Annotated in this window: 23 protein-coding genes and 1 riboswitch; of the genes, 10 read left to right on the top strand and 13 right to left on the bottom strand. The window is 74.1% G+C overall.

Annotated features, from left to right (window positions below):
• Positions 1–209: 209 nt before the first annotated feature.
• Positions 210–1,895, top strand: coding sequence for a DNA repair helicase XPB (locus IN07_RS07035; protein ID WP_036334667.1), 1,686 nt, complete (start codon positions 210–212; stop codon positions 1,893–1,895).
• A gap of 87 nt (positions 1,896–1,982) precedes the next feature.
• Here IN07_RS07035 and IN07_RS07030 read toward each other — a convergent pair whose 3' ends face one another.
• The gene (locus IN07_RS07030; protein ID WP_036334665.1) at positions 1,983–3,188 is read right to left on the bottom strand and encodes an aminotransferase-like domain-containing protein; all 1,206 of its coding nucleotides are present in this window, start codon (positions 3,186–3,188) and stop codon (positions 1,983–1,985) included.
• 377 nt (positions 3,189–3,565) lie between these two features.
• Here IN07_RS07030 and IN07_RS07025 point away from each other — a divergent pair, with 377 nt between their 5' ends.
• A complete protein-coding gene (locus tag IN07_RS07025) occupies positions 3,566–5,344 on the top strand; it encodes a DEAD/DEAH box helicase (RefSeq protein WP_036334741.1) in 1,779 nt (592 codons plus the stop codon).
• 290 nt (positions 5,345–5,634) lie between these two features.
• A complete protein-coding gene (locus tag IN07_RS07020) occupies positions 5,635–5,982 on the top strand; it encodes a PspC domain-containing protein (RefSeq protein WP_081975251.1) in 348 nt (115 codons plus the stop codon).
• 75 nt (positions 5,983–6,057) lie between these two features.
• Here IN07_RS07020 and IN07_RS26635 read toward each other — a convergent pair whose 3' ends face one another.
• The 4 genes from IN07_RS26635 to IN07_RS07005 all read right to left on the bottom strand — a co-directional run bounded on the left by IN07_RS26635 (position 6,058) and on the right by IN07_RS07005 (position 10,065).
• A complete protein-coding gene (locus IN07_RS26635) occupies positions 6,058–9,021 on the bottom strand; it encodes a helix-turn-helix transcriptional regulator (RefSeq protein ID WP_052090997.1) in 2,964 nt (987 codons plus the stop codon).
• Between the two features lie 44 nt (positions 9,022–9,065).
• Positions 9,066–9,197, bottom strand: coding sequence for a hypothetical protein (locus IN07_RS26630; RefSeq protein WP_269429951.1), 132 nt, complete (start codon positions 9,195–9,197; stop codon positions 9,066–9,068).
• 134 nt (positions 9,198–9,331) lie between these two features.
• A complete protein-coding gene (locus tag IN07_RS07010) occupies positions 9,332–9,832 on the bottom strand; it encodes a DUF7282 domain-containing protein (RefSeq protein WP_036334663.1) in 501 nt (166 codons plus the stop codon).
• Between the two features lie 50 nt (positions 9,833–9,882).
• Positions 9,883–10,065: a hypothetical protein gene (locus tag IN07_RS07005; protein ID WP_036334661.1), complete on the bottom strand. Its 183-nt coding sequence runs from the start codon at positions 10,063–10,065 to the stop codon at positions 9,883–9,885.
• Between the two features lie 138 nt (positions 10,066–10,203).
• Between IN07_RS07005 and IN07_RS07000 the strand changes: the two genes are divergently transcribed.
• The 3 genes from IN07_RS07000 to IN07_RS06990 all read left to right on the top strand — a co-directional run bounded on the left by IN07_RS07000 (position 10,204) and on the right by IN07_RS06990 (position 12,950).
• Entirely contained in the window at positions 10,204–11,625 is a 1,422-nt protein-coding gene (locus tag IN07_RS07000) for a glucose-6-phosphate dehydrogenase (protein WP_052090986.1), read from the top strand.
• 344 nt (positions 11,626–11,969) lie between these two features.
• Positions 11,970–12,596, top strand: coding sequence for an HD domain-containing protein (locus tag IN07_RS06995; RefSeq protein WP_036334660.1), 627 nt, complete (start codon positions 11,970–11,972; stop codon positions 12,594–12,596).
• 117 nt (positions 12,597–12,713) lie between these two features.
• Entirely contained in the window at positions 12,714–12,950 is a 237-nt protein-coding gene (locus tag IN07_RS06990; protein WP_197058385.1) for a DUF6458 family protein, read from the top strand.
• Here IN07_RS06990 and IN07_RS06985 read toward each other — a convergent pair.
• A complete protein-coding gene (locus tag IN07_RS06985) occupies positions 12,947–13,222 on the bottom strand; it encodes a DUF4031 domain-containing protein (protein ID WP_036334659.1) in 276 nt (91 codons plus the stop codon). The two genes, IN07_RS06990 and IN07_RS06985, sit on opposite strands and share 4 nt — an antisense overlap.
• Before the next feature lie 31 nt (positions 13,223–13,253).
• Between IN07_RS06985 and IN07_RS06980 the strand changes: the two genes are divergently transcribed.
• Positions 13,254–14,249: a Gfo/Idh/MocA family protein gene (locus IN07_RS06980; RefSeq protein ID WP_036334733.1), complete on the top strand. Its 996-nt coding sequence runs from the start codon at positions 13,254–13,256 to the stop codon at positions 14,247–14,249.
• Here the strand turns inward: IN07_RS06980 and IN07_RS06975 are convergent.
• Positions 14,207–15,061, bottom strand: a complete 855-nt coding sequence (locus tag IN07_RS06975) for a DUF72 domain-containing protein (RefSeq protein ID WP_036334658.1) — start codon at positions 15,059–15,061, stop codon at positions 14,207–14,209. The genes IN07_RS06980 and IN07_RS06975 overlap by 43 nt on opposite strands.
• 24 nt (positions 15,062–15,085) lie before the next feature.
• Between IN07_RS06975 and IN07_RS06970 the strand changes: the two genes are divergently transcribed.
• Both IN07_RS06970 and IN07_RS06965 read left to right on the top strand, forming a co-directional pair.
• A complete protein-coding gene (locus IN07_RS06970; RefSeq protein ID WP_036334657.1) occupies positions 15,086–15,493 on the top strand; it encodes a VOC family protein in 408 nt (135 codons plus the stop codon).
• Positions 15,490–16,125, top strand: coding sequence for a hypothetical protein (locus IN07_RS06965; protein WP_036334656.1), 636 nt, complete (start codon positions 15,490–15,492; stop codon positions 16,123–16,125). Before IN07_RS06970 ends, IN07_RS06965 begins: the two co-directional genes overlap by 4 nt.
• Before the next feature lie 217 nt (positions 16,126–16,342).
• Here IN07_RS06965 and groL read toward each other — a convergent pair whose 3' ends face one another.
• From groL to thrC, 3 genes are all read right to left on the bottom strand, one after another.
• On the bottom strand, positions 16,343–17,974 hold the full coding sequence (gene groL, locus IN07_RS06960) for a chaperonin GroEL (RefSeq protein WP_036334655.1): 1,632 nt from the start codon (positions 17,972–17,974) through the stop codon (positions 16,343–16,345).
• A 265-nt stretch (positions 17,975–18,239) separates the two neighbouring features.
• Positions 18,240–18,440 carry a cold-shock protein gene (locus IN07_RS06955; protein ID WP_036334654.1) on the bottom strand — a complete coding sequence of 67 codons (201 nt, stop codon included), beginning with the start codon at positions 18,438–18,440 and terminating at the stop codon, positions 18,240–18,242.
• 206 nt (positions 18,441–18,646) lie between these two features.
• On the bottom strand, positions 18,647–19,948 hold the full coding sequence (thrC, locus tag IN07_RS06950; RefSeq protein WP_052090984.1) for a threonine synthase: 1,302 nt from the start codon (positions 19,946–19,948) through the stop codon (positions 18,647–18,649).
• Positions 19,949–19,960: 12 nt separating this feature from the next.
• Positions 19,961–20,089, bottom strand: a riboswitch (SAM riboswitch).
• A 59-nt stretch (positions 20,090–20,148) separates the two neighbouring features.
• Here thrC and IN07_RS06945 point away from each other — a divergent pair.
• Positions 20,149–20,970: an HAD family hydrolase gene (locus tag IN07_RS06945; RefSeq protein WP_036334653.1), complete on the top strand. Its 822-nt coding sequence runs from the start codon at positions 20,149–20,151 to the stop codon at positions 20,968–20,970.
• A 104-nt stretch (positions 20,971–21,074) separates the two neighbouring features.
• On the opposite strand, the gene IN07_RS06940 is transcribed toward IN07_RS06945, so the two are convergent.
• From IN07_RS06940 to IN07_RS23835, 3 genes are all read right to left on the bottom strand, one after another.
• On the bottom strand, positions 21,075–21,971 hold the full coding sequence (locus IN07_RS06940; protein WP_036334651.1) for an ABC transporter permease: 897 nt from the start codon (positions 21,969–21,971) through the stop codon (positions 21,075–21,077).
• Positions 21,968–24,811 (bottom strand): alpha/beta fold hydrolase, encoded by a 2,844-nt coding sequence (locus IN07_RS06935; protein WP_036334649.1) that lies wholly within the window; start codon positions 24,809–24,811, stop codon positions 21,968–21,970. The genes IN07_RS06940 and IN07_RS06935 overlap by 4 nt, the downstream gene beginning before the upstream one ends.
• 60 nt (positions 24,812–24,871) lie before the next feature.
• On the bottom strand, positions 24,872–25,500 hold a 629-nt coding region (locus IN07_RS23835; RefSeq protein WP_052090982.1), incomplete at its 5' end, for a LytR C-terminal domain-containing protein.

Genomic DNA, 25,500 nt, shown 5'->3' with positions numbered 1-25,500 from the left:
CTCGAGCCGCGCCACCGACCGTCGAGCCGCGCCGTGCCGCGGCTCGACGGTCGACTCGGCGGCTCAGCCTCCGGCTCGCGGCGCAGCTGCCGACGCCTTGAGGTCGGTCGCACACCCGCGGCGCGGAAGGGGACGTCCTCCCCCGGCGTTACCGTGGACAGTCCGGCGCGCCCGTCTGCGCCGGAGCCCCGAACAGAGGATGCGTACGCGTGAGTGACGGCCCCCTGATCGTCCAGTCGGACAAGACCCTGCTGCTCGAGGTCGACCACCCGTCGTCCAAGGAGTGCCGGGCGGCGATCGCCCCGTTCGCCGAGCTGGAGCGCTCCCCCGAGCACGTGCACACCTACCGGGTCACCCCGCTGGCGCTGTGGAACGCCCGCGCCGCCGGCCACGACGCCGAGCAGGTCGTCGACGCGCTGGTCCGGTACTCGCGCTACCCCGTGCCGCACGCCCTGCTGGTCGACATCGCCGACACGATGGACCGCTACGGCCGGCTGACCCTGGCCAACCACCCGGTGCACGGGCTGACGCTGACCAGCACCGACAAGGCCGTGCTGGAGGAGGTCGTCCGCAGCAAGCGGGTGGCCCCGATGCTCGGCGTCCGCATCGACGCCGACTCGGTCGTCGTCCACCCCTCCGAGCGCGGCCGGCTCAAGCAGGCGCTGCTGAAGATCGGCTGGCCGGCCGAGGACCTCGCCGGCTACGTCGACGGGCAGGCCCACCCGATCGAGCTCGACCAGTCCGACTGGCACCTGCGCGACTACCAGCAGCAGGCCGTCGACGGCTTCTGGGCCGGCGGCTCGGGCGTCGTCGTGCTGCCCTGCGGTGCCGGGAAGACCCTGGTCGGCGCCGCGGCGATGGCCGAGGCCAAGGCGACCACGCTGATCCTGGTCACCAACACCGTCTCCGGCCGGCAGTGGAAGCGCGAGCTCATCGCCCGCACCACGCTGACCGAGGAGGAGATCGGCGAGTACTCCGGGGAGCGCAAGGAGATCCGGCCGGTCACCATCGCCACCTACCAGGTCATCACCACCCGCCGGAAGGGCGAGTACCGGCACCTGGACCTCTTCGACGCCCAGGACTGGGGCCTGATCGTCTACGACGAGGTGCACCTGCTCCCCGCGCCGATCTTCCGGCTCACCGCCGACCTGCAGTCGCGGCGCCGGCTCGGGCTGACCGCGACGCTGGTGCGCGAGGACGGCCGGGAGGACGACGTCTTCTCCCTGATCGGGCCCAAGCGGTACGACGCCCCCTGGCGGGACATCGAGGCGCAGGGGCACATCGCGCCGGCCGAGTGCGTCGAGGTGCGGGTCAGCCTGGACGACGAGGAGCGGATGACCTACGCGGTCGCCGAGCCCGAGGAGCGGTACCGGATCGCGGCGACCGCCCAGTCGAAGCTGCCGGTGATCCGCCGGGTCCTCGAGCGGCACCCCGACGAGCCCTCCCTGGTGATCGGCGCCTACCTGGACCAGCTGGAGGAGCTGGGCGCTGCCCTCGACGCCCCGGTGATCCAGGGGTCGACGACGAACAAGGAGCGGGAACGGCTGTTCCAGGCCTTCCGCACCGGCGAGATCCGCACCCTCGTCGTCTCCAAGGTGGCGAACTTCTCCATCGACCTGCCCGAGGCCGCGGTCGCGGTGCAGGTGTCGGGCACGTTCGGGTCCCGGCAGGAGGAGGCCCAGCGGCTCGGCCGGGTGCTGCGCCCCAAGGCCGACGGCCGGCAGGCGCACTTCTACACCGTGGTCAGCCGGGACACCCTGGACAGCGAGTACGCCGCGCACCGGCAGCGCTTCCTGGCCGAGCAGGGCTACGCGTACACGATCGTGGACGCCGCCGACCTGGCCGGCCCGGGCGAGGTCAACGGCCCCGACTGGGTCGACGAGCCCGCCGACTGAGCAAGGGGGCCGGACCGAGGAGCGCCCCGTTGCGGGGACCCCGTCAGGGGACCCAGCAGCGGGGCGCTCCTCGTCAGAGCCGGTCCCTCAGCAGCTGCTGAGGACGGTGCCCAGCCGGGTCATGCCCTCGGCGATCCGCTCCGGCGTGTGCGTGGTGAACGACAGCCGCAGCGTGGCTCGGTCGGGGACGCCGGCGTAGAACGCGGCCCCCGGCACGAACGCGACGTCGGCGGCGAGCGCCCGGGGCAGCAGCTCGGCGGTGTCCACGCCGCGGGGCAGCCGGACCCAGACGAACATGCCGCCGTCCGGCTCGGTCCAGGCGCTGCCCGCCGGCAGGGCCGCCGGCAGTGCGTCCACCATGGCGTCCCGGCGCCGCCGGTAGGCGGTCCGCAGCCGCGCGAGGTGGGTCTCGACGTCGGCCGTGGCGAACCAGGCCGCCGCGGCCGCCTGGTCGATCGTCGAGGTGTGCAGGTCGGCCGCCTGCTTGGCGACGGTCAGCGCCGGCAGCAGCCGGGACGGCGCCCGCAGCCAGCCCAGCCGCAGTCCGGGAGCGGCGATCTTGGAGAAGCTGCCCACGTGGACGACGTGCCCGTCAGCGCCCGGCTGGGCGGCGAGCGGCGCGACGTCGTGGCCTCGGTAGCGCAGCTCACCGTAGGGGTCGTCCTCGACCAGCCAGACCCCGTGCCGTTCGGTGAGCGCGACGACCTCCGCGCGACGCTCGGTGGGCATGGTCCGGCCGGTCGGGTTGGCGAACGTCGGGACCAGGTAGACCAGCGCCGGCCGCTCCCGCCGGATCGCCTCCTCCAGCGCGTCCGGGTCCATGCCGTCCCCGTCGGTGGCCACCGGCACGACCCGGGCGCCGGCCAGCTGGAAGCACTGCAGCGCGGCCAGGTACGTCGGGTCCTCGACCAGGACGACCGCCCCCGGGTCGACCAGCGCGGTCGCCAGCAGGGTGAGGGCCTGCTGCGAGCCCGAGGTGACCAGCAGGTCGTCGACGGAGCTGAACATGCCGCGCGCGGTCATCCGGCCGGCCACCCGGGCCCGCAGACCGCGGTCGCCCTCGGTCGGGGCGTACTGCAGGGCGCGACGGGCGTTCGGGCTCCAGAGCACGGCGTCGTAGGCGGCGCGGACGCCGTCCAGGTCGAACAGCTCGGGGGCGGGCAGGCCACCGGCGAAGGAGATGACCTTCGGCCGGTCGAGCAGGGCCAGCAGCTCGCGGACCGGGGAACTGGCGACCCCGGTCAGCCGCTGGGCGAGCGCAGGGGTGGGCGGGGCGAGGACGGCAGCAGACACAGGGGCTCCAGGAGGCATGGCGCACGGGAGATGGCGCAGCGAGGGAAGGGGCGCTGGGGGGCGGGGGGTGTCCCGCCCGGGTCCGCGCCGAGGGGCCTCCTGGTCAAGGGGCCGTCCCCAGCTTACGACTCGCCGGGGGCTGCCGTCACTGCCGGAGCTCCTCGGCACCCTCCGGGACACCTGGGAGCGACGGGGCCGGCGGGGCGTGACGAGCCGGTCCGGCCCGAGCATGACGAGCGCCACAACCAACCGGCCGGGACGGCGAACGTGCAGCTCAGCGGCCCGGTGGCCGAGCCCCATACGCCCTGCCGGAGGGGGCGCGCCGGAGGCACCCGGTTGGGCGTGTTGTTCCCCCGCCGACCAGAATGGGCCCCGACATGGCGACTGCGACACAGGCGGCGGCCCGGGCCCCGCAGACGAACAGCCGACCGCTCCGGGCCTGGCAGCAGGCGGCCCTCGGCAAGTACGAGGAGGAGTCCCCGAAGGACTTCCTGGTCACCGCGACCCCGGGTGCCGGGAAGACCACGTTCGCGCTGACCCTGGCCGCCCGGCTGCTCGCCAAGCGCGAGGTCGCCCGGGTGATCGTGGTCTGCCCGACCGACCACCTGCGCATGCAGTGGGCCGACGCCGCCGATGCGATGGGCATCGCGCTCGACCCGAACCTGACCAACGCCGTCGGCCCGGTGCGCGCCGGCACGCAGGGCTACGTGACCACCTACGCCCAGGTCGCCGGCAAGCCGATGCTGCACTCGGCGCGGGCGACCACGGTCAAGACGCTGGTCATCCTGGACGAGGTGCACCACGCCGGCGACGGCCTCTCCTGGGGCGAGGCGGTCGAGGAGGCCTACGGCCGCGCGGCCCGCCGGCTGTGCCTGACCGGCACGCCGTTCCGCACCAAGGCCGACGAGCGCATCCCCTTCGTGAAGTACGTGGAGGACGGGTTCGAGGGCCAGGGCGGCCTGATGTCGACGGCCGACTTCACCTACGGCTACAAGGAGGCGCTGGCCGACGCCGTCGTCCGGCCGGTCGTCTTCGCCGCCTACACCGGCACCTCCCGCTGGCGGAACTCCGCCGGCGAGGTCGTCGCCGCCTCGCTGAGCGAGGCCGGCACCCGCTCGGTGGAGATGCAGGCGTGGCGCACCGCGCTGGACCCCAAGGGCCAGTGGGTGCCGCACGTGATCGCCGCCATGGACGACCGGATCACCCACCTCCGCGAGGAGGGCGGCATGCCCGACGCCGCCGGGCTGGTGCTGGCCAGCGACCAGGACGACGCCCGTGAGTACGCGAAGATCGTGCGCCGGGTGACCGGCAAGGCACCGGAGCTGATCCTCTCCGACGACCCCAAGGCGTCGAAGAAGATCGAGAAGTTCAACAAGGGCGGCGCCCGGATCGCGGTCTGTGTGCGAATGGTGTCCGAGGGCGTCGACGTCCCGCGCGCCGCCGTCCTGGCCTGGATGACCTCCTATCGGACCCCGCTGTTCTTCGCCCAGGCCGTCGGCCGCGTCGTGCGCGCCCGGACGCCGCACGAGTCGGCGACCGTCTTCCTCCCCGCCGTGCGCCCGCTGCTGTCGCTGGCCGCGTCGATGGAGGAGCAGCGCAACCACGTCATGCCGCCGCCGAAGACCCAGCCCGACGAGGAGCTGGAGGCGCTCGACCTGCCGCCGCGGGAACCGCGCGAGGGCGAGCTGCAGAAGTGGGAGGCGCTGGAGGCCGACGCCCGGTTCGCGCACGTGCTGCACAGCGGGACGGCGCACACCGGCGAGGGCACCGGCGCCGTCACGCCGCTGGCGGCCGACGCGGAGGACTACCTGGGCATCCCCGGGCTGCTGACCCCGGCGCAGACCGCCGAGCTGCTGTCCAAGCGGGACGACGAGCTGCGGATCCGGATCGCCGCCTCCCACGCCCGGGGGGACGACGACGGCTTCATGGTCGTCGAGGACCACCCCGAGGAGGAGGAGGCCGGCCGCTCCTGGCGCGATGCGGCCGAGCTGCGCCGGGAGATCAACCGGCTGGTCAACCGCATCGCCGCGAAGACCTCGCAGCCGCAGGCCGTGGTGCACACCCAGCTGCGCCAGTCGGTGCCCGGCCCGCCCTCGGCCTCGGCGTCGGTCGACGTCCTCCGCGCCCGCCGCGAGCGCCTCCGCACCATGCTCTGAGGTCCCGTCCTCCGCAGTCCGGACCGGCCCCCGCGAACGAGGCCCGGGCTGCCCCGTCCCCACTGCCGTCACCGAGTGACAGCTGGGCGGGGATCCCGGAGCCGGGAAGCCCGCTCAGCTGTCACTCGACGCAGATCGAGGGGGCGACGGGGGCGGATGGCGTGGCGGTGGACTGGAGGACGCTGGCACAGGCGGATGCCCCGCACACCGCGACCCTGAGCTGCGGGACCAGGGGCGGATCCGGGGGTTCCCCGATACCGGCGGGACGCCGCCGGGCGCAGGCTCGTGCCATGACCGAGACCGCGCACACCGAGACCCCGCAGACCGAGATCCCCCAGACCCCGACCCCGGGCACCGATGACGTGCGCCCGCCGTTGCGGCGGAGCCGCACCGACCTGCTGCTCGGCGGCGTCTGCAGTGGGCTGGCCCGGCACACCGGGATCGACGCACTGCTGTGGCGGGTCGGCTTCGCCGCGCTGGTGCTGGCCGGCGGGTCGGGGGTGGCCCTCTACCTGGTGCTCTGGCTGCTGATGCCGGCCGCGCCCGCCGGCCCCGCCGACCGCACGAACGTGCTCGACGAGTGGGTCGAGCGGCTCCGCGCCCGCTTCACCCGGTCGAACGCGGACATCACGCGTTGATCATCGGCGAACGGCTGGGTGACACGCCGCCGGGCGCAGCCGTTCGCCGATGATCGACTGCGGGACGGGAGCCGGTCAGCTGAGCAGGCCGCGGGCGGCGGCGAGGGCGACCGCCTCGGTGCGGCTGGAGGCGCCGAGCTTGGCCAGGATGTTGCTGACGTGCACGCTGGCGGTCTTCTCGCTGATGAAGAGCTCCGCACCTACCTGCCGGTTGGTGCGGCCCTGCGCGACCAGCGCCAGCACCTCCGTCTCGCGCGGGGTGAACACGGTGGTCGCGACGGTCAGCACGCCGGGGAGCTCCAGCCGCCCCCGGCGGGCCAGCGCCTCGATCGCCGTCCGCAACGGCACCGCCCCCAGCTGCACGGCCACCTCGTGCGCGGCCGCCAGCTCGGCAGCGGCGCCGGGGCGGTCGTCCACGGTGAGCAGCGCCTCGGCCAGCCGGAACCGGGAGCGCGCCTGCTCGTACACGTGCCCGTAGCCGAACTCCGCGACCGCCTGCCGCCAGAGCTCCACGGCGGCCTCACCGCGCACCCGGGCCAGCTCGGCCGCCAGCCGCGTCCCCCAGGCGCGCGCCTCGATCCCGGTCGGGTACGGGACCTCGGCCGCCGACCGACCGATCTCGGCCAGGTCCGCGGCCTCCGCTCCCCAGCGGGCCGCGGCCGCCTGGTCCCCGCCCCGGCGGGCCGAGGTGGCCGCGTCGGCGACCGCTGCCAGCGCGGTGGCCACCAGCCGCACCGAGGCGAGCCGTTCGTCCCCCCACAGCTCCCGCAGCCGACCATCGGCCCACCGGGCCCGCTCCCCCGCCGTCGCAGCGTCCCCGGCCTGGCCGGCCAGCTCGATCTCCGCCGCCACCGTGGCCAGCATCAACAGCACGTGGTTGTCCCAGCGGGCGGCCGGCCCCTGCGCCCAGCCCAGCCGCTCGGCGGCACGCGGGTCGCCCCGCCCGACGAGCACCAGGAGCCCGTCGGCGCGCACGTGCGCAGCCATGTCGGGCACCCGGGCCAGCGCATCGGCGGCGGCCAGGCTGCCGTCCCAGTCGCCGAGGACGTACCGGGCCAGCACCTCCAGGTGCCGCAGCTCGGCGCCGTAGAACGACCACTCGACGCCCAGCGCCCGAGCCCGGGCCAGCCCTGCCGTGGCGTGCTGCAGCGCCTCAGCCACCTCGCCGGCGTCGTGCGCGGTGATCGCCTGGCTGAACCACACCCGCATCTCGACGTCGGCGTCCCCGGACCGCTGCGCCCGCGCCCGGGCCTCCGTGAAGCGCGCCCGGACGGCGACCCGGTCACCGGTGCCCGAGCCACGGACCAGCGAGACGGCGGTGTCGGCCCACGCGCTGTCCAGCCCCAGGGCGTCGGCCGCGGCCAGCGCCTCCTCCGCCGCTGCGTCCGCCTCGGCGACCAGCCCCAGGCTGTAGCTGGTGCGGGCGTGGGTCGCCGCCGCCCAGGTGCGCACCACCGAGGGCGGCTGGGCCGGGACCAGCTGCATCGCCGCGCTGCTCTCCCGGTGGGCCTCGGCCGCCTCCTCGATCCGGCCGAGCACCTGGGCCGCCGTGTAGTGCACCCGCGCCCGCGCCTCGGGGTCACCGTCGGGGCCCAGCAGCTCCTGGGCCGAGCGGAGCAGTGCCACGGCCCGGTGCAGGTCGCCGACCGCGCGGGCCGCTGCCGCGGTGTCCAGCAGCACCGCCCACTGCGAGCGGCCGGCACGCCCGGGTGCGTCGGGCACCGCCGTCCACAGCGCGAGCACCGCCTCCAGGTGCTGCAGCTGCTCGGCCGGCGCGCCCACCCGGCGGGCGGCGTCCGCGGCCTCCAGCGACGCGCTCAGCGCACCGGGCAGGTCGTTGCTCTCCCGCAGGTGGTGGGCCCGTTCGGCCGCCGTGCCCGCCTCCGGCCGGGTGGCCAGGTGCGCGGCGACGGCGGCGTGCAGCCGGACCCGCTCCCCGGGCAGCAGGTCGGCCAGCACCGCCTCCCGCAGCAGCGCGTGCCGGAACCGGTAGCGGCCGTCGTCGGGGACCACCAGCAGGTGGTGGTGCACCGCCTCGGCCAGCGCCTGCTCCGTCTCCTCCGGGCCCTTCGAGGAGACGGCGGCCACCAGCTCGTGCCGCACCTGGCGACCGGCGACGGCGGCCACCCGCAGCACCTGCTGGGCAGCCGGGCTCACCTGCTCGACCCGGGCCAGCAGGACGTCGGACAGCCCACCCGGGAGGACCTCACCCGCCCGCCCCGCGGCGACCAGCTCCTCGGCGTAGAAGGCGTTGCCCTCGGCCCGCGCGACGACGTCCTCGACGGACGCCCCACCGGCGTCGGCGGCCAGCCGGCGGACCAGCTCCTCCACCTCGGCGTCGGGCAACGGGTCGAGCTGCAGCCGCTCGACACCGGGCAGCCGGACCAGCTCGGCCAGCAGCGGACGCAGCGGGTGCCGGCGGTGCAGGTCGTCGGCGCGGTAGGAGGCGACGACGGTGACCGGTTCGTCGACCTGACGGTCGACCAGCCGGGCCAGCAGGTAGCGCAGCAGGTCCCGGCTGGACCGGTCGGCCCAGTGCAGGTCCTCCAGCACCACCACGAGGGGCTGCTGGGCGGCCAGGTCGCCCAGCAGGGCGGCCACCGACTCGAACAGCTGCAGTCGTCCGTCGTCGTCCGGCGGGCGCAGCGCCGACCGCGGCAGCGCCCGGCCCAGGTCGGCAGCCGCGCTGTCGGTCACCACGGCGCCGGGGCGGCCGGTGAGCGGGCCGGCCAGCACCGGGTGGCGGGCCAGCACCGGCGCCAGCTCCGGGTCGGCGACCACCGGCCGCAGCAGGTCGACGAAGGGCAGGTACGGCAGCCCGACGTCGCCGAGGCCGACGCAGTGCCCGGTGAGCACCCGCGCACCGCGTGCGGCGGCCCGGCGGCCCAGCTCGTCGAGCAGCCGGGTCTTGCCGACCCCGGCGTCACCGGCGACCAGGACGGCGGACGGGCGCCCCTCGACCGCCCGGTCGACATGCGTCATCAGCCGGGCCAGTTCGTCGGCCCGGCCGATGAGCGGGGTCTCCTCCCAGCGCGGCACGGCGCCGATCGTGGCAGAGACCACCGACAGCGACGCCGGGCCGTTCAGCGGGGCCGCCGCCGGCTGCCGAACCAGGAGCCGCGGCGGCTCCCGTCGCGCCGGGCCGCCGCCCGGACCAGCTCCTGCCGGTAGGCGAGCTCTGCTTCCAGTGCCGGGTTCGGGTAGTGCATCGCCATGACCGTCTCCTCGTGTCGTCCGGGTCGAACGAGGAGAACGGTCGTCCTGAGGGGGTGCCCGGCACATCGGGCGATCACGCAGTCCCGGGCCGTCCCGGGACCGGCCGGCGCCCGAGGGGGCCTCAGGTGGACGGTCAGCCCACCGTGTACTCGGCGTCCTCCTCGACGACGTCGTCGACGTCCGCGATGTCGTCGTCGGTGGCGTCCACCGGTGCGGGCACCGGCTCGTCGACGTCCGGGTCGAACTCCCCGTCGGCGTCGGTGTCCGCGTGGAGGGTGACGGTCAGCTCGGTGTCCGCAGTCAGCGCCGGGTCCAGGTCGACCTCGACGTCGGAGGTCGTGCCCACCTGCACCTGCGTGGCACCGAGCACCTCGCCCCCGGCGCTGACGACGACGAACCCACCGCCGGGTGCGTTGACCGTGGCGACGACCACGCGGTCACCGGCGCCGGTCTGGTCCTCGAACTCCAGATCGGCCATGGTGTCACTGCCGGACTCCCCGCCCGGCGCCATCGTCGTCTCCCCCACGGTGGCCGGCGACGACGGCGGGGCGTCACCGGCCGGCGCGCCCTCGCCGCCCCCGCAGGCGGACAGCAGGAGGACGGCGACGGGGAGGGCCCGGCGGGACGTGGTCATGCCCGGCTGGTGCCCCGGGCCGCGCTGGGTCACACGCCGCGAGCACCCGTTCACGGCGCGGCGTCGCCGGTGGCCGACGGGCTCGTCGTCTGCTCGGCGTCGGTGCTCCCCGGTGTCTCGGCGAAGGTCGTGGTGACCGCGGGGACCGGCTCGACGTCGTCGTCCTGGCCACAGCCGGTCAGCAGCAGGGCGGCCGCACCCGCGGAACAAAGCAGCGCTGCGCGTGGTCTCATGCACAGCAGATGCCCACGGCGCGGGTGCGCCTACACGCGCCGTGGGCACACGACCAGGACACCGTGCACCGGCGCACGGGCCGACGAGGACCGAGCCACCGCCCCGCGGAGCTCGGCCCGTGCCCGAGAGGAGCCCCCGTGCCTGACACCGGGACGACGAACGACCTGACCCCGACCGTCTTCGTGCTCTACGGCGCGACCGGCGACCTGGCCCGCCGGATGGTGCTGCCGGCCTTCTTCGAGCTCGCCCAGCACGGGCTGCTGCCCGAGGACTGGCGGCTCATCGGCAGCGGCCGCGGCGAGCGCTCCGACGAGGACTTCGTCGAGCACGTGCGCGGCGCCCTCGAGGAGTTCGGCCCGGACCCCGAGCAGGGCCCGTGGGAGGAGTTCTGCGGCCGGCTGCGGTTCGCCGGTGGCGGCTTCACCGCCGACGACCCCGGGCAGCTCGTCGAGGCCGTGGACGCCGCCCGCAAGGAGCTCGGCGAGGACGCCCAGCTGGTGCACTACCTCTCCCTGCCGCCCAAGGCCTTCACCGACTACACCCACGCGCTGGGCGCGCACGGGTTGGCCGAGGGGTCCCGGGTCGTCTACGAGAAGCCCTTCGGCGACTCCCCCGAGGGCTTCCGCGAGCTCGACGGCGTCGTGCACTCGGTGTTCGACGAGGAGCAGGTCTTCCGGATCGACCACTTCCTGGGCAAGGAGGGCACCCAGGACCTGCACGTGGCGCGGTTCGCCAACGGGCTGTTCGAGCACATCTGGAGCCGCGAGCACGTGGCCCAGGTGCAGATCGACGTCCCCGAGGACCTCGACGTCGCCGACCGCGCCGACTTCTACGACGCCACCGGCGCGACGCTGGACATGCTGGTCACCCACCTGTTCCAGGTGGCCGCCGAGGTGGCCATGGAGCCGCCGGTCAGCTTCTCCGCCGACGACATCCTGTCCGCGCGCGAGTCGGTGCTGAAGCACTTCCGCCCGCTCGCGCCGGAGGACGTCGTCCTCGGCCAGTTCGAGGGCTACCGGGAACTGGACGGCGTGCCCGACGACAGCCAGACCGACACCTTCGTGGCGGCCAAGCTGTTCATCGACTCCGGCCGGTGGCGCGGCGTGCCGTTCCTGCTGCGCACCGGCAAGCGGCTGGCGGACAAGCAGCAGCGGGTCAGCCTGGTGCTGCACCGCCCGAAGGGCCCGGTCCACGAGGTGCCGCCGAACGGGAACGTGATCTCGCTGTCCCTCGCCGGTGCCGGTCAGCTCGACGTGGACATCATGGCCAAGCGCCCCGGCCCAGACCTGGCGATGGCCCCGGCGCGGGTCTCCCTGGACCTGTCGAAGGTGCCCGGTGGCCGGCCGCTGGCGCCGTACGTCTCCCTCATCCACGACGTGCTGGTCGGTGACCGCTCGCTGTTCACCACGAGCGAGGGCCTGGCCCAGACCTGGCGGGCCCTGCAGCCGGTGCTGGACCACCGCCCCGAGGTGCACTCCTACGCCCCGGGCTCGTGGGGTCCGGTGGCGGCCAACGCGCTGGCCGGCGAGCACGGCTGGCTGCTGGGCGAGACCGAGTAGAAGGACGCCCGTGCCCCCCGCCACGGGGGCCTGAGCGCAGAACGGCCCCTCTCCTGCGGAGAGGGGCCGTTCTGCGTTGAGGTCCGGACCGGGCGCTGGTCGCCTCGCGGCGGTTTGCACATCCGCGGCTCCAGCCCCCGACCGGAGTCGGAGCGGTATTCCACGGCGGCAGTTATCTAGTGGAGCCCGGGGACACAGGTCGCCCGGCCCGGACGTCGTCCACCGTACCCGCGCCCTCCGGCCCGACACACGTGGCGAGGACCTCAATCGGACCCGCGGTCGTCCTGCTCCCAGACGGTGGACGTCGTCGGTGTCCGGTCCCTCGGCGTGCCAGACTGCCGCGCATGAGCGGGGTGGACTTCGACGCGTGGACGGCGCTGGTCGGCGACTCCCCCACCTCGCGCACCGAGTGGGCCGCGGTCGTCGGCGCCTGGTCCGAGCCGCACCGCAGCTACCACGACCTCGCCCACCTCGCGGCGGTTCTGGGCATCGTCGACGAACTGGCCGAGCACGCCGCCGACCCGGTCGCCGTCCGGCTGGCCGCCTGGTACCACGACATCGCCTACGACCCGCAGCGCAGCGACAACGAGGAGGTCAGCGCCGCGCGGGCGCGGATCGGGCTGCTCGGGCTGGTGGACGACGCCACGGTCGCCGAGGTCGAGCGGCTGGTGCTGCTCACCGCCGGGCACGACCCCGAGCCGGACGACGCCGACGGCGCGGTGCTCTGCGACGCGGACCTCGCCGTGCTGGCCAGCCCCCCGGCGGCCTACGCCGGCTACGCCTCCGCGGTGCGCGCCGAGTACGGCCACCTCTCCGACGCCGACTTCACCGCCGGCCGGATCGCCGTGCTGGAGCAGCTGCTGGCCCTGCCGGAGCTCTTCCGGGTGCCCGTGGCGGCCGAGCGGTGGACCGAGTCGGCCCGGGCCAACCTGACCGCCGAGCTCACCCTGCTGCGCGCGCGCTCGACCTGACCCGATCGGGTGACGAGGGAGTCGCGCGTATCCGTCCGGTGACCCAGAGTTGCCCGGCGACCCGCCATCGTCCCGATGGCCCCGCAGGGGACCGGTCGCCCGACGAAGGAGCTCCTCGTGCGTCTCGGAACCGGCATCTTCCTGCTCGCCATCGGCGCCGTCCTCACCTTCGCGGTGAGTGCGCAGGTCAGCGGCATCGACCTCGACGTCGTCGGCTGGATCCTGATGGCCGTCGGTGCCCTGGGCATCGTCGTCGAGCTGGCCGTGTGGGCACCGCGCCGTCGGCGCGTGGTGCGCACGGACGGCCACGAGGGCGGGCCGGTCCGCCGGTCCACCACGGAGGAGACCTACTAGGACGAGGCGGCCCGGGTCTTCCTGACCCGCAGGCCGGCGGCGAGCAGCCGCTGCAGCAGCTCACGACAGTCCACCGGCTCCGCCCCGGCGGCGATCGCTCGCGCATAGAGCTCCTCCGGGACGTCGTAGTGGTCACCCTGGAACGCCCGCCGCGGGATCTCAAGGTGCTGCTGGACGAAGGCGTGCAGCTCGTCGTAGCCGGTGTCGCTCACCAGGTGCGACCACCGCCGCCCCCGCCAGGGCCAGACGGGGGTGTCGATCAGCAGTGCCACCCCGACAGTGTGCCCCGGCTACGGTCAGGGCGTGACTGAGGAGATCCGCTGGGGAGTCGTCGGGCCGGGCCGCATCGCCGAGCAGGTGGTCAAGGACTTCGCGCACGTCGACGGCGCGCGGGCGGTCGCCGTCGCCTCCCGCTCGCTGCACCGCGCCCAGGCCTTCGCCGGTCGGCACGGGATCGGACGGTCGCACGGCTCCTACGCCGAGATCCTGGCCGACCCGGACGTCGACGTCCTGTACATCGCCACCCCGCACCCGCAGCACCACGCCGTCTCGCTCGGGGCGATCCGGGCCGGCAAGGCGCTGCTGGTGGAGAAGTCGTTCACCGCCACCGTCGCCGGGGCCACCGAGGTGGTCGAGGCGGCGCGCACGTCCGGCGTCTTCGCGATGGAGGCGATGTGGACGCGGTTCCAGCCGGCCGTCGTCCGGGCGCGGGAGCTGATCGCCGAGGGCGCCATCGGCGACGTGCGCTCCGTGCAGGCCGACCTGGGCGTGTCCCGCGCCTTCGACCCCACCGACCGGCTGTTCGCCAAGGAGCTCGGCGGCGGCGCCCTCCTCGATCTCGGCGTCTACGTCGTCTCCTTCGCCCAGATGCTGCTCGGTGACCCGGACACCGTGACCGCCACCGGTTCGCTGTTCGAGACCGGCGTCGACGCCGAGGCCTCGCTGCTGCTCGGCTACGCGGACGGCCGCTCGGCCACCCTGATGACCTCGCTGCGCAACGCGCTGCCCGGCCAGGCCCGGGTCTTCGGGACGGCGGGCTGGATCGACGTCCTCCCCCGCTTCCACCACCCGCAGACGATCGTGCTGCACCAGGTCGGGGCGGACGCGGAGGAGATCACCCTCCCGCAGCTCGGTGGCGGCTACTCCCACGAGCTGATCGAGGCCACCGAGTGCCTGCGGGCCGGGCGGACCGAGAGCACCGTCATGCCGCTGGCGGACACCCTGGCCGTGCAGTCGGTGCTCGAGCAGGCCGCCGGTCAGCTGGGCGTGACGTTCGCCGAGGACCCTGCCGCCCTCTGACGGCTCGGCGTCCTCGGCGCCTTGGGCGGCGGCTTGGGCGGCCAGGCCGCGCCGCTGGCCTGGGCCATCGTCGGCACCCGGGTGTGCGTACCCCCGGTGGCCCGGACGGCGTCGGCGAAGGTGACCGCGTCGACGGTGGCCGCACCGCCGGGGTCGTTGTTGAAGTAGACGAGCACGTCGTCGTCGCCGTAGGTCTCCGCCAGCCGCTGCGCCCACAGCTGTAGCGTCTCCGGCCGGTAGCCCCAGCCATCGGCTCCGGTGTGCAGTCGCAGGTAGCCCCACTCGGTGGTGCGCCACAGCGGGGCGATCGGCTGCTCGGCGCGGTCGGCCCAGCACAGCGCGGCCTGGTACCGCTCGAGCAGGCCGCGGACCTCGTCGGTCCACCAGCTCTCGTGCCGTGGCTCCACCGCGACCCGGGTGCCCGCCGGGAACTGGCCGAGGCACTCGCTGAGCAGCTCGACGTCGGCCTTCAGCGTGGGCGGCAGCTGCAGCAGGACGACGTCCAGCCGGTCTCCCAGGCCGGCCACGCGGTCCATCAGCCGGGCCACCGGCTCGGCCGGCTCGCGCAGCCGCTTGAGGTGGGTGAGGAAGCGGGAGGCCTTCACCGCCCACCGGTAGTCCGGCGGGGTGCGTTCACGCCAGCGCTCGAAGGTCGTCCGCTCGGGCAGCCGGTAGAAGGCGTTGTTGCTCTCGACGGTGGCGAAGTGCTCGGCGTGGTGCTCCAGCCAGAGTCGTTGCGGCAGCACCGGCGGGTAGAAGCGGCCTCGCCAGTCGCGGTACTGCCAGCCCGACGTCCCGATGATCACCGTCACCGCAGCCGCCTACCCTGCTCGACCATGAGCGACTCCCCCGCGCGCTTCAAGGACCTGTGCCTCGACGCCGTGGACCACCAGGCACTGGCCGACTGGTGGTGCACCGCGATGGGCTACGTCCGCCGTGACGACGTCGAGCCCGACGAGGAGGGCTGGGTCCGACCGACGGGCTGGCCGGTGCCGATCGTCGACCGGTCCGGCGCCGGTCCGCTGATCTGGGTAGTGCCGGTGCCCGAGGGCAAGACGGTGAAGAACCGCATGCACCACGACGTCGTCGGCGACACCGAGGCGCTCCTGGCCCACGGGGCCACCCTGGTCCGCCGCCGGGACGCCGGACCGGACGACGAGCCCGACGCCGGGACCATCGACTGGGACGTGCTGGCCGACCCCGAGGGCAACGAGTTCTGCTGCTTCGCCCCGGACCGGACGTGAGCGACCAGCTGCCCGACCTGGCCGCCACCCGGCTGGCCGCCCTCTGCCTGAACCGGCGCGGCCGGCCCCGCGGCCTGACCTTCGACGACCACGTCGTCCGGGGCGGGCTGATCCTGGACCTCGCGCTCTGCGGGGCGCTGGTGCACACCGAGGACGCCGTGGAGATGGACCACGAGCGGGCGGCCGCGGCCGGCCTGGCCGACGTCGCAGCGCAGGCCGACGAGGGAGACGGCTCGCTGCAGGACTGGCTGGACTGGGGTGCGCTGGGCTTCGACGAGTGGGTCGGCCGGTTGGTACAGGCCGGGGCCTGGCGGCTGCTCCCGTGGTCACCGCTGCGGCCGTTCCGCAGCTACGACGACGGCGACCCGGCGCGCACGGAGGCCGACCGGGCCCGGGGCCGGACCGGCGAGCCCGGCGCGGGTGCGAGTCGTCAGACGCTCGCCGTCCTGGCGGTGGGCAAGGTCAGCGCACTCAGCGGGAAGCTCGGCCAGCCGCCGTCCTGGGTGCTGGCCGGCCTCGGTGAGGCGCAGTGGGCCGGCGAGCTGGTCGTGGAGCGGCTCACCGAACTGCGGAGCCGGATGCGCACCAACGGCCATGCGCTCGACGGCCCCGCGATCGGTGACCCGGGATGACTGCGGGCGAGCACCGGACCCGCCCCCGCCACTCCGCTGACGATCATGGGGTAAGGGGGGCGACGCGCCGAGCAGCATCGGCGGGTCGCCACCGCAGCTTCATGATCGTCGGGGAGACCAGGCCAGGACGCCGACAGGGGCGGCCCGCCGAAGCGGACCGCCCCTGCCGGGCAGTGCTGGTGGTGCAGTGCTCAGCGGGACGCTGAGCGGTGTGGACTCAGAAGTCCATGCCGCCCATGCCGCCGTCGCCGCCGCCGGCCATGGCCGGGGCGTTCTTCTCCGGCTTGTCGGCGATGACGGCCTCGGTGGTGAGGAAGAGCGCCGCGATGGAGGCGGCGTTCTGCAGCGCCGAGCGGGTGACCTTGGCCGGGTCGATGATGCCGGCCGCGATCAGGTCCACGTACTCGCCGGTGGCGGCGTTGAGGCCCCAGCCGGTCTCGGAGTTGCGGACCTTCTCCGCCACGACGCCGCCCTCGAGGCCGGCGTTGATGGCGATCTGCTTCAGCGGGGCCTCGAGCGCGACGCGCACGATGTTGGCACCGGTCGCCTCGTCACCCTCGAGCTCGAGCTTGTCGAACGCGACGGCCGTGGCCTGCGCGAGAGCGACGCCACCACCGGCGACGATGCCCTCCTCGACGGCGGCCTTGGCGTTGCGCACCGCGTCCTCGATGCGGTGCTTGCGCTCCTTGAGCTCGACCTCGGTCGCGGCGCCGGCCTTGATGACGGCGACGCCACCGGCCAGCTTGGCCAGGCGCTCCTGCAGCTTCTCGCGATCGTAGTCGGAGTCCGACTTCTCGATCTCGGCGCGGATCTGGTTGACGCGACCCTGGATCTGGTCGGCGTCACCCGAGCCCTCGATGATGGTCGTCTCGTCCTTGGTGGTGACGAACTTGCGCGCCCGGCCCAGCAGCGACAGGTCGGCGGTGTCCAGCTTGAGGCCGACCTCCTCGCTGATGACCTGACCACCGGTGAGGATCGCGATGTCGCCCAGCATGGCCTTGCGGCGGTCGCCGAAGCCGGGGGCCTTGACGGCGACCGACTTGAAGGTGCCGCGGATCTTGTTGACCACCAGGGTCGCGAGGGCCTCGCCCTCGACGTCCTCGGCGATGATCGCCAGCGGCTTGCCGGACTGCATGACCTTCTCCAGCAGCGGGAGCAGGTCCTTGACCGTCGAGATCTTGCTGTTGACGACCAGGATGTACGGGTCGTCGAGCACGGTCTCCATGCGGTCGGTGTCGGTCACGAAGTAGGCCGACAGGTGACCCTTGTCGAAGCGCATGCCCTCGGTGAGCTCGAGCTCGAGACCGAAGGTGTTGCTCTCCTCGACGGTGATGACACCTTCCTTGCCGACCTTGTCCATCGCCTCGGCGATGAGCTCGCCGATGGCGGGGTCAGCGGCGGAGATCGAGGCGGTGGCCGCGATCTGCTCCTTGGTCTCGACGTCCTTGGCGGTCGAGAGGAGGTACTCCGAGACCGAGGCGACGGCCTTCTCGATGCCCTTCTTCAGGGCCATCGGGTTGGCGCCGGCGGCGACGTTGCGCAGCCCCTCGCGGACGAGGGCCTGGGCGAGCACGGTGGCGGTGGTGGTGCCGTCACCCGCGACGTCGTCGGTCTTCTTGGCGACCTCCTTGACCAGCTCGGCCCCGATCTTCTCGTACGGGTCCTCGAGCTCGATCTCCTTGGCGATGCTCACACCATCGTTGGTGATGGTGGGGGCGCCCCACTTCTTCTCCAGGACGACGTTGCGGCCCTTGGGGCCAAGCGTCACCTTGACGGCGTCGGCGAGGGTGTTCATGCCCCGCTCGAGACCGCGGCGCGCCTCTTCGTCGAACGCGATCATCTTGGCCATGTGGTGATGTCCTCCATGCGTGGATCGCTGGCTGGTCAGGTCCGGCGCCCGCGACGGACGACACTGGTGCTGCGAACGCTCCTGCGGTCCGCGCCCCGGTGCCTCACCGTTCCGACCTGGTTGGCACTCGGGTAGCCCGAGTGCCAGCTCAAAGTCTGGCACTCGACCCAGGCGAGTGCAAGAAGGGGGGGGTGGGGCCGCCCGCCCGGGGACGCAGCGAGGCCCGGCCCCCGACCGGGGACCGGGCCTCGTGGTGCTGACCGGATCAGGCGCTCTGGACGGCGTCCGCCTGCGGGCCCTTGTCGCCCTGGACGACCTCGAAGCTGACCCGCTGGCCCTCTTCGAGGCTCTTGTACCCGTCCATCTGGATGGCCGAGTAGTGGACGAAGACGTCCTGACCGCCGTCGACGGCGATGAAGCCGAAGCCCTTCTCGGCGTTGAACCACTTCACGGTGCCCTGTGCCACGTGTGCTCCCACGTTTCGTGCGGCGGACGGCCCCTTGAGACTCGAGGGGCCGGGTCTCGCTCTTCCGCCCGCCGAAACACGAACGTGGAACTCGAACCGCGCGGAACGGTACAGCAGCAGGTGTCCCAGGTCACGGTCCTGACCACGCCATACACCCGTCCGGGTGCTGCCGCGGCGGCGTCCCGGACCCTGGCAGGGGGCCCTCCTCAGGCGATGAGGCCGGCCTCGCGCAGCGACTTCAGCGACGGCTGCACGTGGTGCGAGGGGCCGACCACCGGCAGCAGCGGGTCGAGGGTCTTCAGCCCCTCACCGGTGTTGAGGACGACGACCTCCTGCGTCGGGTCGATCAGCCCCTTCTCCACCAGCTGCCGCAGCACCGCGGTGGTCACACCGCCGGCGGTCTCGGCGAACACACCGGTCGTGCGGGCGAGGTCCCGGATGCCCTGCACGATCTCGTCGTCCCCGACCCGGCCGACCGAGCCGCCGGTGCGCCGGATGGCGTCCAGCGCGTACGGGCCGTCCGCGGGGTTGCCGATGTTCAGCGACTTGGCGATGCCGGTGGGCTTGACCGGCTTGACGACGTCCCAGCCGTTGTCGAACGCGGTGGCGATCGGGTCGCAGCCGGCGGACTGGGCGCCGAAGACCTTCCACTCGGTGTCGGCGACGATGCCGGCCGCGACCAGCTCCCGCCAGGCCTTGTCGACCTTGGTGAGCAGCGAGCCCGACGCCATCGGGATGACCACCTGGGCCGGGATCCGCCAGCCCAGCTGCTCGGCGATCTCGTAGCCCATCGTCTTGGAGCCCTCGGCGTAGTACGGCCGCACGTTCTGGTTGACGAAGGCGGTGTCCTCGAACTCGTCGGTCTCGGCGAGCTCGCTGGTCAGCCGGTTGACGTCGTCGTAGGACCCCTCGACGGCGACCAGCGCCTGGCCGTAGACCGCCGACTGGGTGATCTTGCCCGGCTCGAGGTCGCTGGGAACGAAGACGAAGGAGGGCAGCCCCATCCGGGCGGCGTGCGCGGCGACCGAGTTGGCCAGGTTGCCGGTGGAGGCACAGGCGATCTTGGTGTAGCCGAAGCTCTTGGCCGCGGTGGCGGCCAGGCTCACCACCCGGTCCTTGAAGGAGTGGGTCGGGTTGGCCGAGTCGTCCTTCACCCAGAGCCCGCCGGTGAGACCCAGCTCGGCGGCCAGCCGGTCGGCGCGCACCAGCGGGGTCATGCCCGGGTCGAGGCTGACCCGGTCGGCCGGGTCGTGGCCCACCGGGAGCAGGGCGACGTAGCGCCAGATGTTCTGCGGTCCCGCCTCGATCTGCTCACGGGTCACCGCGCGCATGAGCTCGGGGTCGTAGTCGACCTCCAGCGGGCCGAAGCACTCCGCACAGGCGTGCTCGGCGATGAGCCCGAAGGTCGCGCCGCAGTTGCGACAGACCAGGCCACGGGCCGGGTTGGGGGCGATCTGGCCACCTGCAGTGGCGTCTGCCTGGGCAGAACCGGGAGCGGTCAAGGTCATTCGACGACTACCTCCTCATCTTCCCCGCGCCGGGCCGTCGAGCCGCGCGGGACGGAATTGGCACCTCACGCTGCGCATACGCACAGAACGCGGTTGCCGGGGCTTCAACGGGCCGTGTCCCTCTGCCCCTCTGGATGAGTGGAACGCGCGTCACTCTACCCGGGGGCCGCCCGCCTGCCCCGCACCGCCAGGATGGGCCGGTGGCCACCCGCATCGTCTACACCGACCTGGACGGCACCATGGTGGGGCCGCGTGGCTCCTTCTGGCACACCGCCGACCGCCGGTTGACCGCCTCCCCCGCTGCCGCGCTGCTCGAACTGCACCGGGCCGGTGTCGCGCTGGTGCTGGTCAGCGGCCGCACCCACGCCCAGCTGCTGGAGGCCGGGCGGATCTTCGCCGTCGACGGCGCGATCGCCGAGCTGGGCTCGCTGGTCAGCTGGCACGGCGGCCGGGAGACCCACCTGCTCACCGGCGACCTGCCCGAGCAGTTCGCCGGCCGGACGCCGATGGACGTGCTCGCCGAGCTCGGCATCGTCGACGCACTGATCGCCGCGCACCGCGGCCGGCTGGAGTGGCACGAGCCCTGGCACGCCACCCACTCCGCCGACGCCCTGCTGCGCGGCCGGGTGGACGCCGCGGCGGTCGACGTCTGGCTGGCCGAGCGCGGCTGGGACTGGCTGACGCTGAACGACAACGGTGCCGTGCCGGCCACCGCCCGGATGACGCTGGACGCCGAGGCCCTGCCGCCGCACGTCTACCACCTGATGCCGCGCGGGATCTCCAAGGGCGCCGCGATCACCTGGGACCTCGCCCGCCGCGGGCTCACCGCCTCCGACGCCGTGGCCGTCGGCGACAGCGTGAGCGACCTGGAGATGGCCCCGGCGGTCGGCCGGCTGTGGGTGACCGCGAACGGAGCGGCCGTGGACGGCATGGCGGCCCGGCTGGACGCCGTCCCCAACGCCGTCGTCACCGACGCCCCGATGGGCGAGGGCTGGGCCCAGGCCGTGCTCGCTAGCCTCTGACCCACTCAGCAGTGATCAGGTCCCCTGATCAGGAACTGTCCCCCTGCACCAACGCTGGTGCAGGGGGACAGCCGGTGATCAGGTCACCTGATCACCGGCTGGGGTCAGCTGGTGACGTCCTTGCGGGCGAAGTGGCGGAAGGCCAGCGCGGTGAAGACGGCCGAGTAGACCAGCCCCTGGACCACGCCGCGGAACAGGTCGCCGGAGTCGACCGGGGTCTGCAGCAGGTCGGTCCAGGCGTAGTTGAACGCGGTCGGGAACCAGTCGCGGATCCCGCCCAGCTGCTCAACCTGCTCCAGCACGGCGAACACGACCGTGCTGAACACCGCCCCGCCGACCGCGGCCAGCGGTGCATCGGTGACCGTGGAGAGCCAGAACGCCAGCGTGCCCACCACGAGCAGGTGCACGGCGAGGTACCCGACCATCCCGGCCAGCCGGAGCAGCGCCGTCCCCTGGTCCAGCGCCACCCCGATCGGGGTCTGGACGTCGCCGAAGCCGAAGGCGATCCCGCCGGCGACCACCGCGACGACGACCAGCAGCAGCATCGCGCCGACCGACAGGACGAGGGCGGCCAGCCACTTCTGCCGCAGCAGCCGGGCCCGCGGTACGGGCATGGCCAGGGCGTAGCGGAGCGATCCCCAGGAGGCCTCGCTGGCCACGGTGTCGCCGAAGAACAGCGCGAAGACGACGACCAGGAAGAAGCCGGTGGTGGCGAAGAGGGTGAACAGGGTGAGGTTCAGCCCGCTCGCCGAGGCGACGTCCACCAGGTTGATCCGGCTGTTCTCCTCCGCCTCCTCGGTGCCGCCCAGCTGCAGGGCCCCGATGAGGATCAGCGGCAGCGCGGCCATCAGCGCGAAGACGCCGAGGGTGCGGCGGCGCTTGAACTGACGGCGCAGCTCGACGCCCAGCCGCAGCGTCCGCTCCGGCCGGTACCCGGCCGCCGCCCCCGTCGCCTGCGGAGCGGGCGCGGTGGCCCCGGAACCGGTCGTCTCCGTGCTCATGACTCCCCCACCAGTGACAGGAACGCGTCCTCCAGCCGGCGGCGCGGGGTGAGCTGGTCGACCCCGATGCCGGCCTCGACCAGCGCGGTCAGCGCGGTCGCGCGGGTCGTCGGGCCGAGGTCGACGACCAGGCCCTCCGAGCTCCGCTCCACCTCGCCGACCCCGGGCAGCCCGGCCAGGACGGCGACCGCCCGGTCGGTGTCGGTCGGGTCGGCCAGCCCGACCAGCACCGCTCCCCCGGTGCCGACGATCTCCTCGACCGTGCCCTGGACGATCTTCTGCCCCTTGGCCATGACCACGACGTGGCTGCAGGTCTGCTCGATCTCCGACAGCAGGTGGCTGGAGATGATCACGGTGCGACCGGTCTCCGCGTAGGACCGGAGCACGTCGCGCATCGCGTGGATCTGCGGCGGGTCCAGCCCGTTGGTGGGCTCGTCGAGCACCAGCAGGTCGGGGAGGCCGAGCATCGCCTGGGCGATCGCCACCCGCTGCCGCATGCCCTGGCTGTAGCTGCGCACCCGCTTGTCCAGGGCCGCACCCAGCCCGGCGATCTCGATCGCCTCCTCCATGTGCGCGTCGGCCGGCGGACGGCCGGTGGCGGCCCAGTAGAGGGTGAGGTTGTCCCGCCCGCTCAGGTGTGGCTGCAGGCCGGTGCCCTCCACGAACGAGCCCAGCCGGGAGAGCACGGGGGCACCCGGCCCGGCGGCGTGACCGAACACCTCGATCCGCCCCTCGGTCGGGCGGATCAGGCCCATGAGCATCCGCAGCGACGTCGTCTTCCCCGCCCCGTTGGGGCCGAGCAGGCCGAGCACCTGGCCACGGCGCACCTCGAAGGAGAGGTCCCGGACGGCGACGAACCCGTCCCCGTAGGCCTTGGTCACCCCTTCGAAGCGCAGCGGCACGTCCTCCCCGTCGGGCGCGGAGACCGACACCCGCCGGCGCCGGCGGCGGCCGAGCAGGCCGGCGGCCAGCCAGCCCAGCAGCCCGAGGACGGCGAGGACGGCGAGGAGCACCCACCAGCGGGCCGAGCCGGCGGTGGCCTGCACCTCGCCGGGCACCACCGGCGCGGCCAGCGCCGCCCCCTCGGCCAGCCCGACCGTCGACACCTCCGACGACGCGGGCAGGGCGTACGCCTGGTCGGTGGAGGAGACGACCACGCGCATCGTGTGGCCGGCCTCGAACCGGTGGACGATCGCCGGCAGCGTCACCGGCACCTCGGTCGGGGCGGCCGGGTCCGTGGAGATACCGGTGAGCTCCAGGGGCGCGACCAGTCCGCTGGGCAGCACCGCCGTGCCGTCGGGGGCCACGTCGTAGAGCTTGGCGAACATCGTCGCCGTCCCGTCCGGCGCCGACACGGCGACGGTGGTGGTCGGTGCCCCGACCACCTCCACGGCCTCGGTGAGCTCCGGGCTCTCGAAGGCGGCGGACTGCCCCGGGATCTCCAGCGTGCTGCCGGCGAGCGCGGCGCCGATGGAGCCCAGACCGGGGATGGTCGTGACCGCCGCCGGGCTGCCGCCGGCCGGGGTGACCACCGGCTGGGTGGACCCGCCCAGCTCGAGCAGGCGGCTCTCGACGGGCTCGGCGTCGCCCAGGCCCGGGTACTCGTCGACGGAGACGGTCTGCGAGCCGCCCTGGACCCGGCCCACCCCGCTGCCCAGGCCGGTGGGCGCCGGGTAGCGGAAGCCGCCGCTCTCGCCGTCGGCGCCGTCGAGGTGGACGTCGAACCAGTCGGCGACCTCGTCCCGCAGCTCCGCGGTGACCCGGCTGGAGGGCGAGGCGTCGTGGCCGCCGGCGAACCAGACCATCCGCACGTCGGTGCCGTTGGCGGCGATCCCCCGGGCGTTGGCATCGGCCTCACCCAGCCCGAACAGCGAGTCCTGGGTGCCCTGCAGGAGCAGCGTGGGCGCGGTGATCCGGTCGAGCACGCCCGCCGGGCTGCTCCGCTCCAGGACGACGGCGACCTCGGGGCTGAGCTCGCCGGTCGAGGCCGCGGTCTCGTAGGCCGCGCAGATGTCGGCCCGGAAGCGCCCGCAGGTCAGCGCCTGCACGACGGCCGGGTCGAGGTCGTCGGCCAGGGAGGCGGCACCGTCGCCGCCGGCCCCGGGGCGCCCGTCGCCGGTGGGCAGCGACCCGCTGCCGAAGAACAACCCGGCCCAGGTCCGCTTGAACACCCCGGCGTCGCCGGTGCGCGGCACGGCGGCGGGGGTGCCGGCGTCGGTGACGACGGCGGCCTGGTCGGGGAAGAACGCCGTGGTCAGCGAGTTCCAGGTGATCTGCGGGGCGATCGCGTCGATGCGCTCGTCGTAGGCGGCCGCCAGCAGGGAGACCGCCCCACCGTAGGAGGCTCCGGCGACACCCACCCGCGGGTCCCCGGGGCCGTCGAGGAGAACGTCGTCCCGCGTCGCGAGCAGGTCGATCAGGGTGCTGACGTCGGCCACCTCGTAGCGCGGGTCGTTGAGGCCGATCTGCCCAGTGCTGGTGCCGAAGCCCCGCGCGGACCAGGTGAGCACCACGTACCCGCGGCGGGCCAGCACGCGTGCGTCGGCTGCGACCGACTGCTTGCTGCCGCCGAAGCCGTGGGCCAGCAGCACGGCCGGCGCGGGGCCGCCCGCAGGCGGCAGGTACAGCGTGATGTCCAGCTCCACCGCGTCGGCGCCGGCACCGGAGGGGACGCGCGCCTCCTCGGTGGTCACGTCCTCGGCCGCCCGGGCAGGCTGGTCGGTGCCGGCGAGGACGACGGCGAGGGCCGGCAGGGCGAGCAGGAGGACGATCAGGGCGGCGAGCACCGGCCGGGCGCCGAGGCGCGAGCCGATCCGCGCCGGCCCGGGAGCGTTGCGCACGTGGGCGGCAACGGACGGCGCCGTCTCCGTGTTCCGCGAGCCGGCCAGGGACCGGGGGGGTCAGGGCCGCCAGTTGCCGGTGGCGACCACGACGAGGCCGGGGTCGGCCACGCCGGGCACCTCGAAGTAGCGCGCGACAGGGCCGGTGACGTCGGGGAACTGCTCGACCAGCTGGGCCGCGGCCTGCTGCTGCACCGTGTCGCCCTCGCTGTAGTACACGGTCGTGGTCGCCACGTCGCTGACCGGCGAGCCCGCGGTGCCGATCACCTCCCAGCCACTCGCGCTGAACTGCTCGCCCACGTCGGCCGCCAGCCCGGTGATGCTCGTGCTGTTCAGCACCGTGACCGGGGCGAACACCGGCCCCACCGGCGTCTCGGCCGCCACCTCCGCCGGCGGCACGCTCTCCTGCACGGTGGCGACGGCGGGCGCCGGCTCGCTGGCGGTGGGCAGCGGGGTCTGCGCGGAGGTCTCCGCGGTACCGGGTCCGGTGAACGACCAGACGCCCAGCACGACGAGCGCGAGGACGACGACGGCGAGCAGGCCCTGCACGCCCCGGCGCGGTCCCCGCGGGACCTCGTCGGTGTGCACGTCCACCCGGCCGGGACCGGACCGGGTCGGCGCGGCCTCGGGGCCGGCCGGCGGCGCGCTGCGCCGGCCGTCCTTCTTCCGCGCCGCCTCGGCCGCCTGCC

This window comes from Modestobacter caceresii (assembly GCF_000761485.1).
GTDB lineage: Bacteria > Actinomycetota > Actinomycetes > Mycobacteriales > Geodermatophilaceae > Modestobacter > Modestobacter caceresii.
The sequence above is the reverse complement of the archived record's forward strand: the minus strand, read 5'-3'. Positions and strand labels throughout refer to the sequence as shown.

What these genes read in the sequence shown, in the direction of transcription:
- IN07_RS07025 (WP_036334741.1), top strand. Translation starts at nt 3,566, where the DNA reads ATGGCGACTGCGACACAGGCGGCGGCCCGGGCCCCGCAGACGAACAGC.
- IN07_RS07020 (WP_081975251.1), top strand. Translation starts at nt 5,635, where the DNA reads ATGACCGAGACCGCGCACACCGAGACCCCGCAGACCGAGATCCCCCAG.
- IN07_RS26630 (WP_269429951.1), bottom strand. Translation starts at nt 9,197, where the DNA reads ATGGCGATGCACTACCCGAACCCGGCACTGGAAGCAGAGCTCGCCTAC.
- IN07_RS07010 (WP_036334663.1), bottom strand. Translation starts at nt 9,832, where the DNA reads ATGACCACGTCCCGCCGGGCCCTCCCCGTCGCCGTCCTCCTGCTGTCC.
- IN07_RS07005 (WP_036334661.1), bottom strand. Translation starts at nt 10,065, where the DNA reads ATGAGACCACGCGCAGCGCTGCTTTGTTCCGCGGGTGCGGCCGCCCTG.
- IN07_RS06995 (WP_036334660.1), top strand. Translation starts at nt 11,970, where the DNA reads ATGAGCGGGGTGGACTTCGACGCGTGGACGGCGCTGGTCGGCGACTCC.
- IN07_RS06970 (WP_036334657.1), top strand. Translation starts at nt 15,086, where the DNA reads ATGAGCGACTCCCCCGCGCGCTTCAAGGACCTGTGCCTCGACGCCGTG.
- groL (WP_036334655.1), bottom strand. Translation starts at nt 17,974, where the DNA reads ATGGCCAAGATGATCGCGTTCGACGAAGAGGCGCGCCGCGGTCTCGAG.
- thrC (WP_052090984.1), bottom strand. Translation starts at nt 19,948, where the DNA reads ATGACCTTGACCGCTCCCGGTTCTGCCCAGGCAGACGCCACTGCAGGT.
- IN07_RS06940 (WP_036334651.1), bottom strand. Translation starts at nt 21,971, where the DNA reads ATGAGCACGGAGACGACCGGTTCCGGGGCCACCGCGCCCGCTCCGCAG.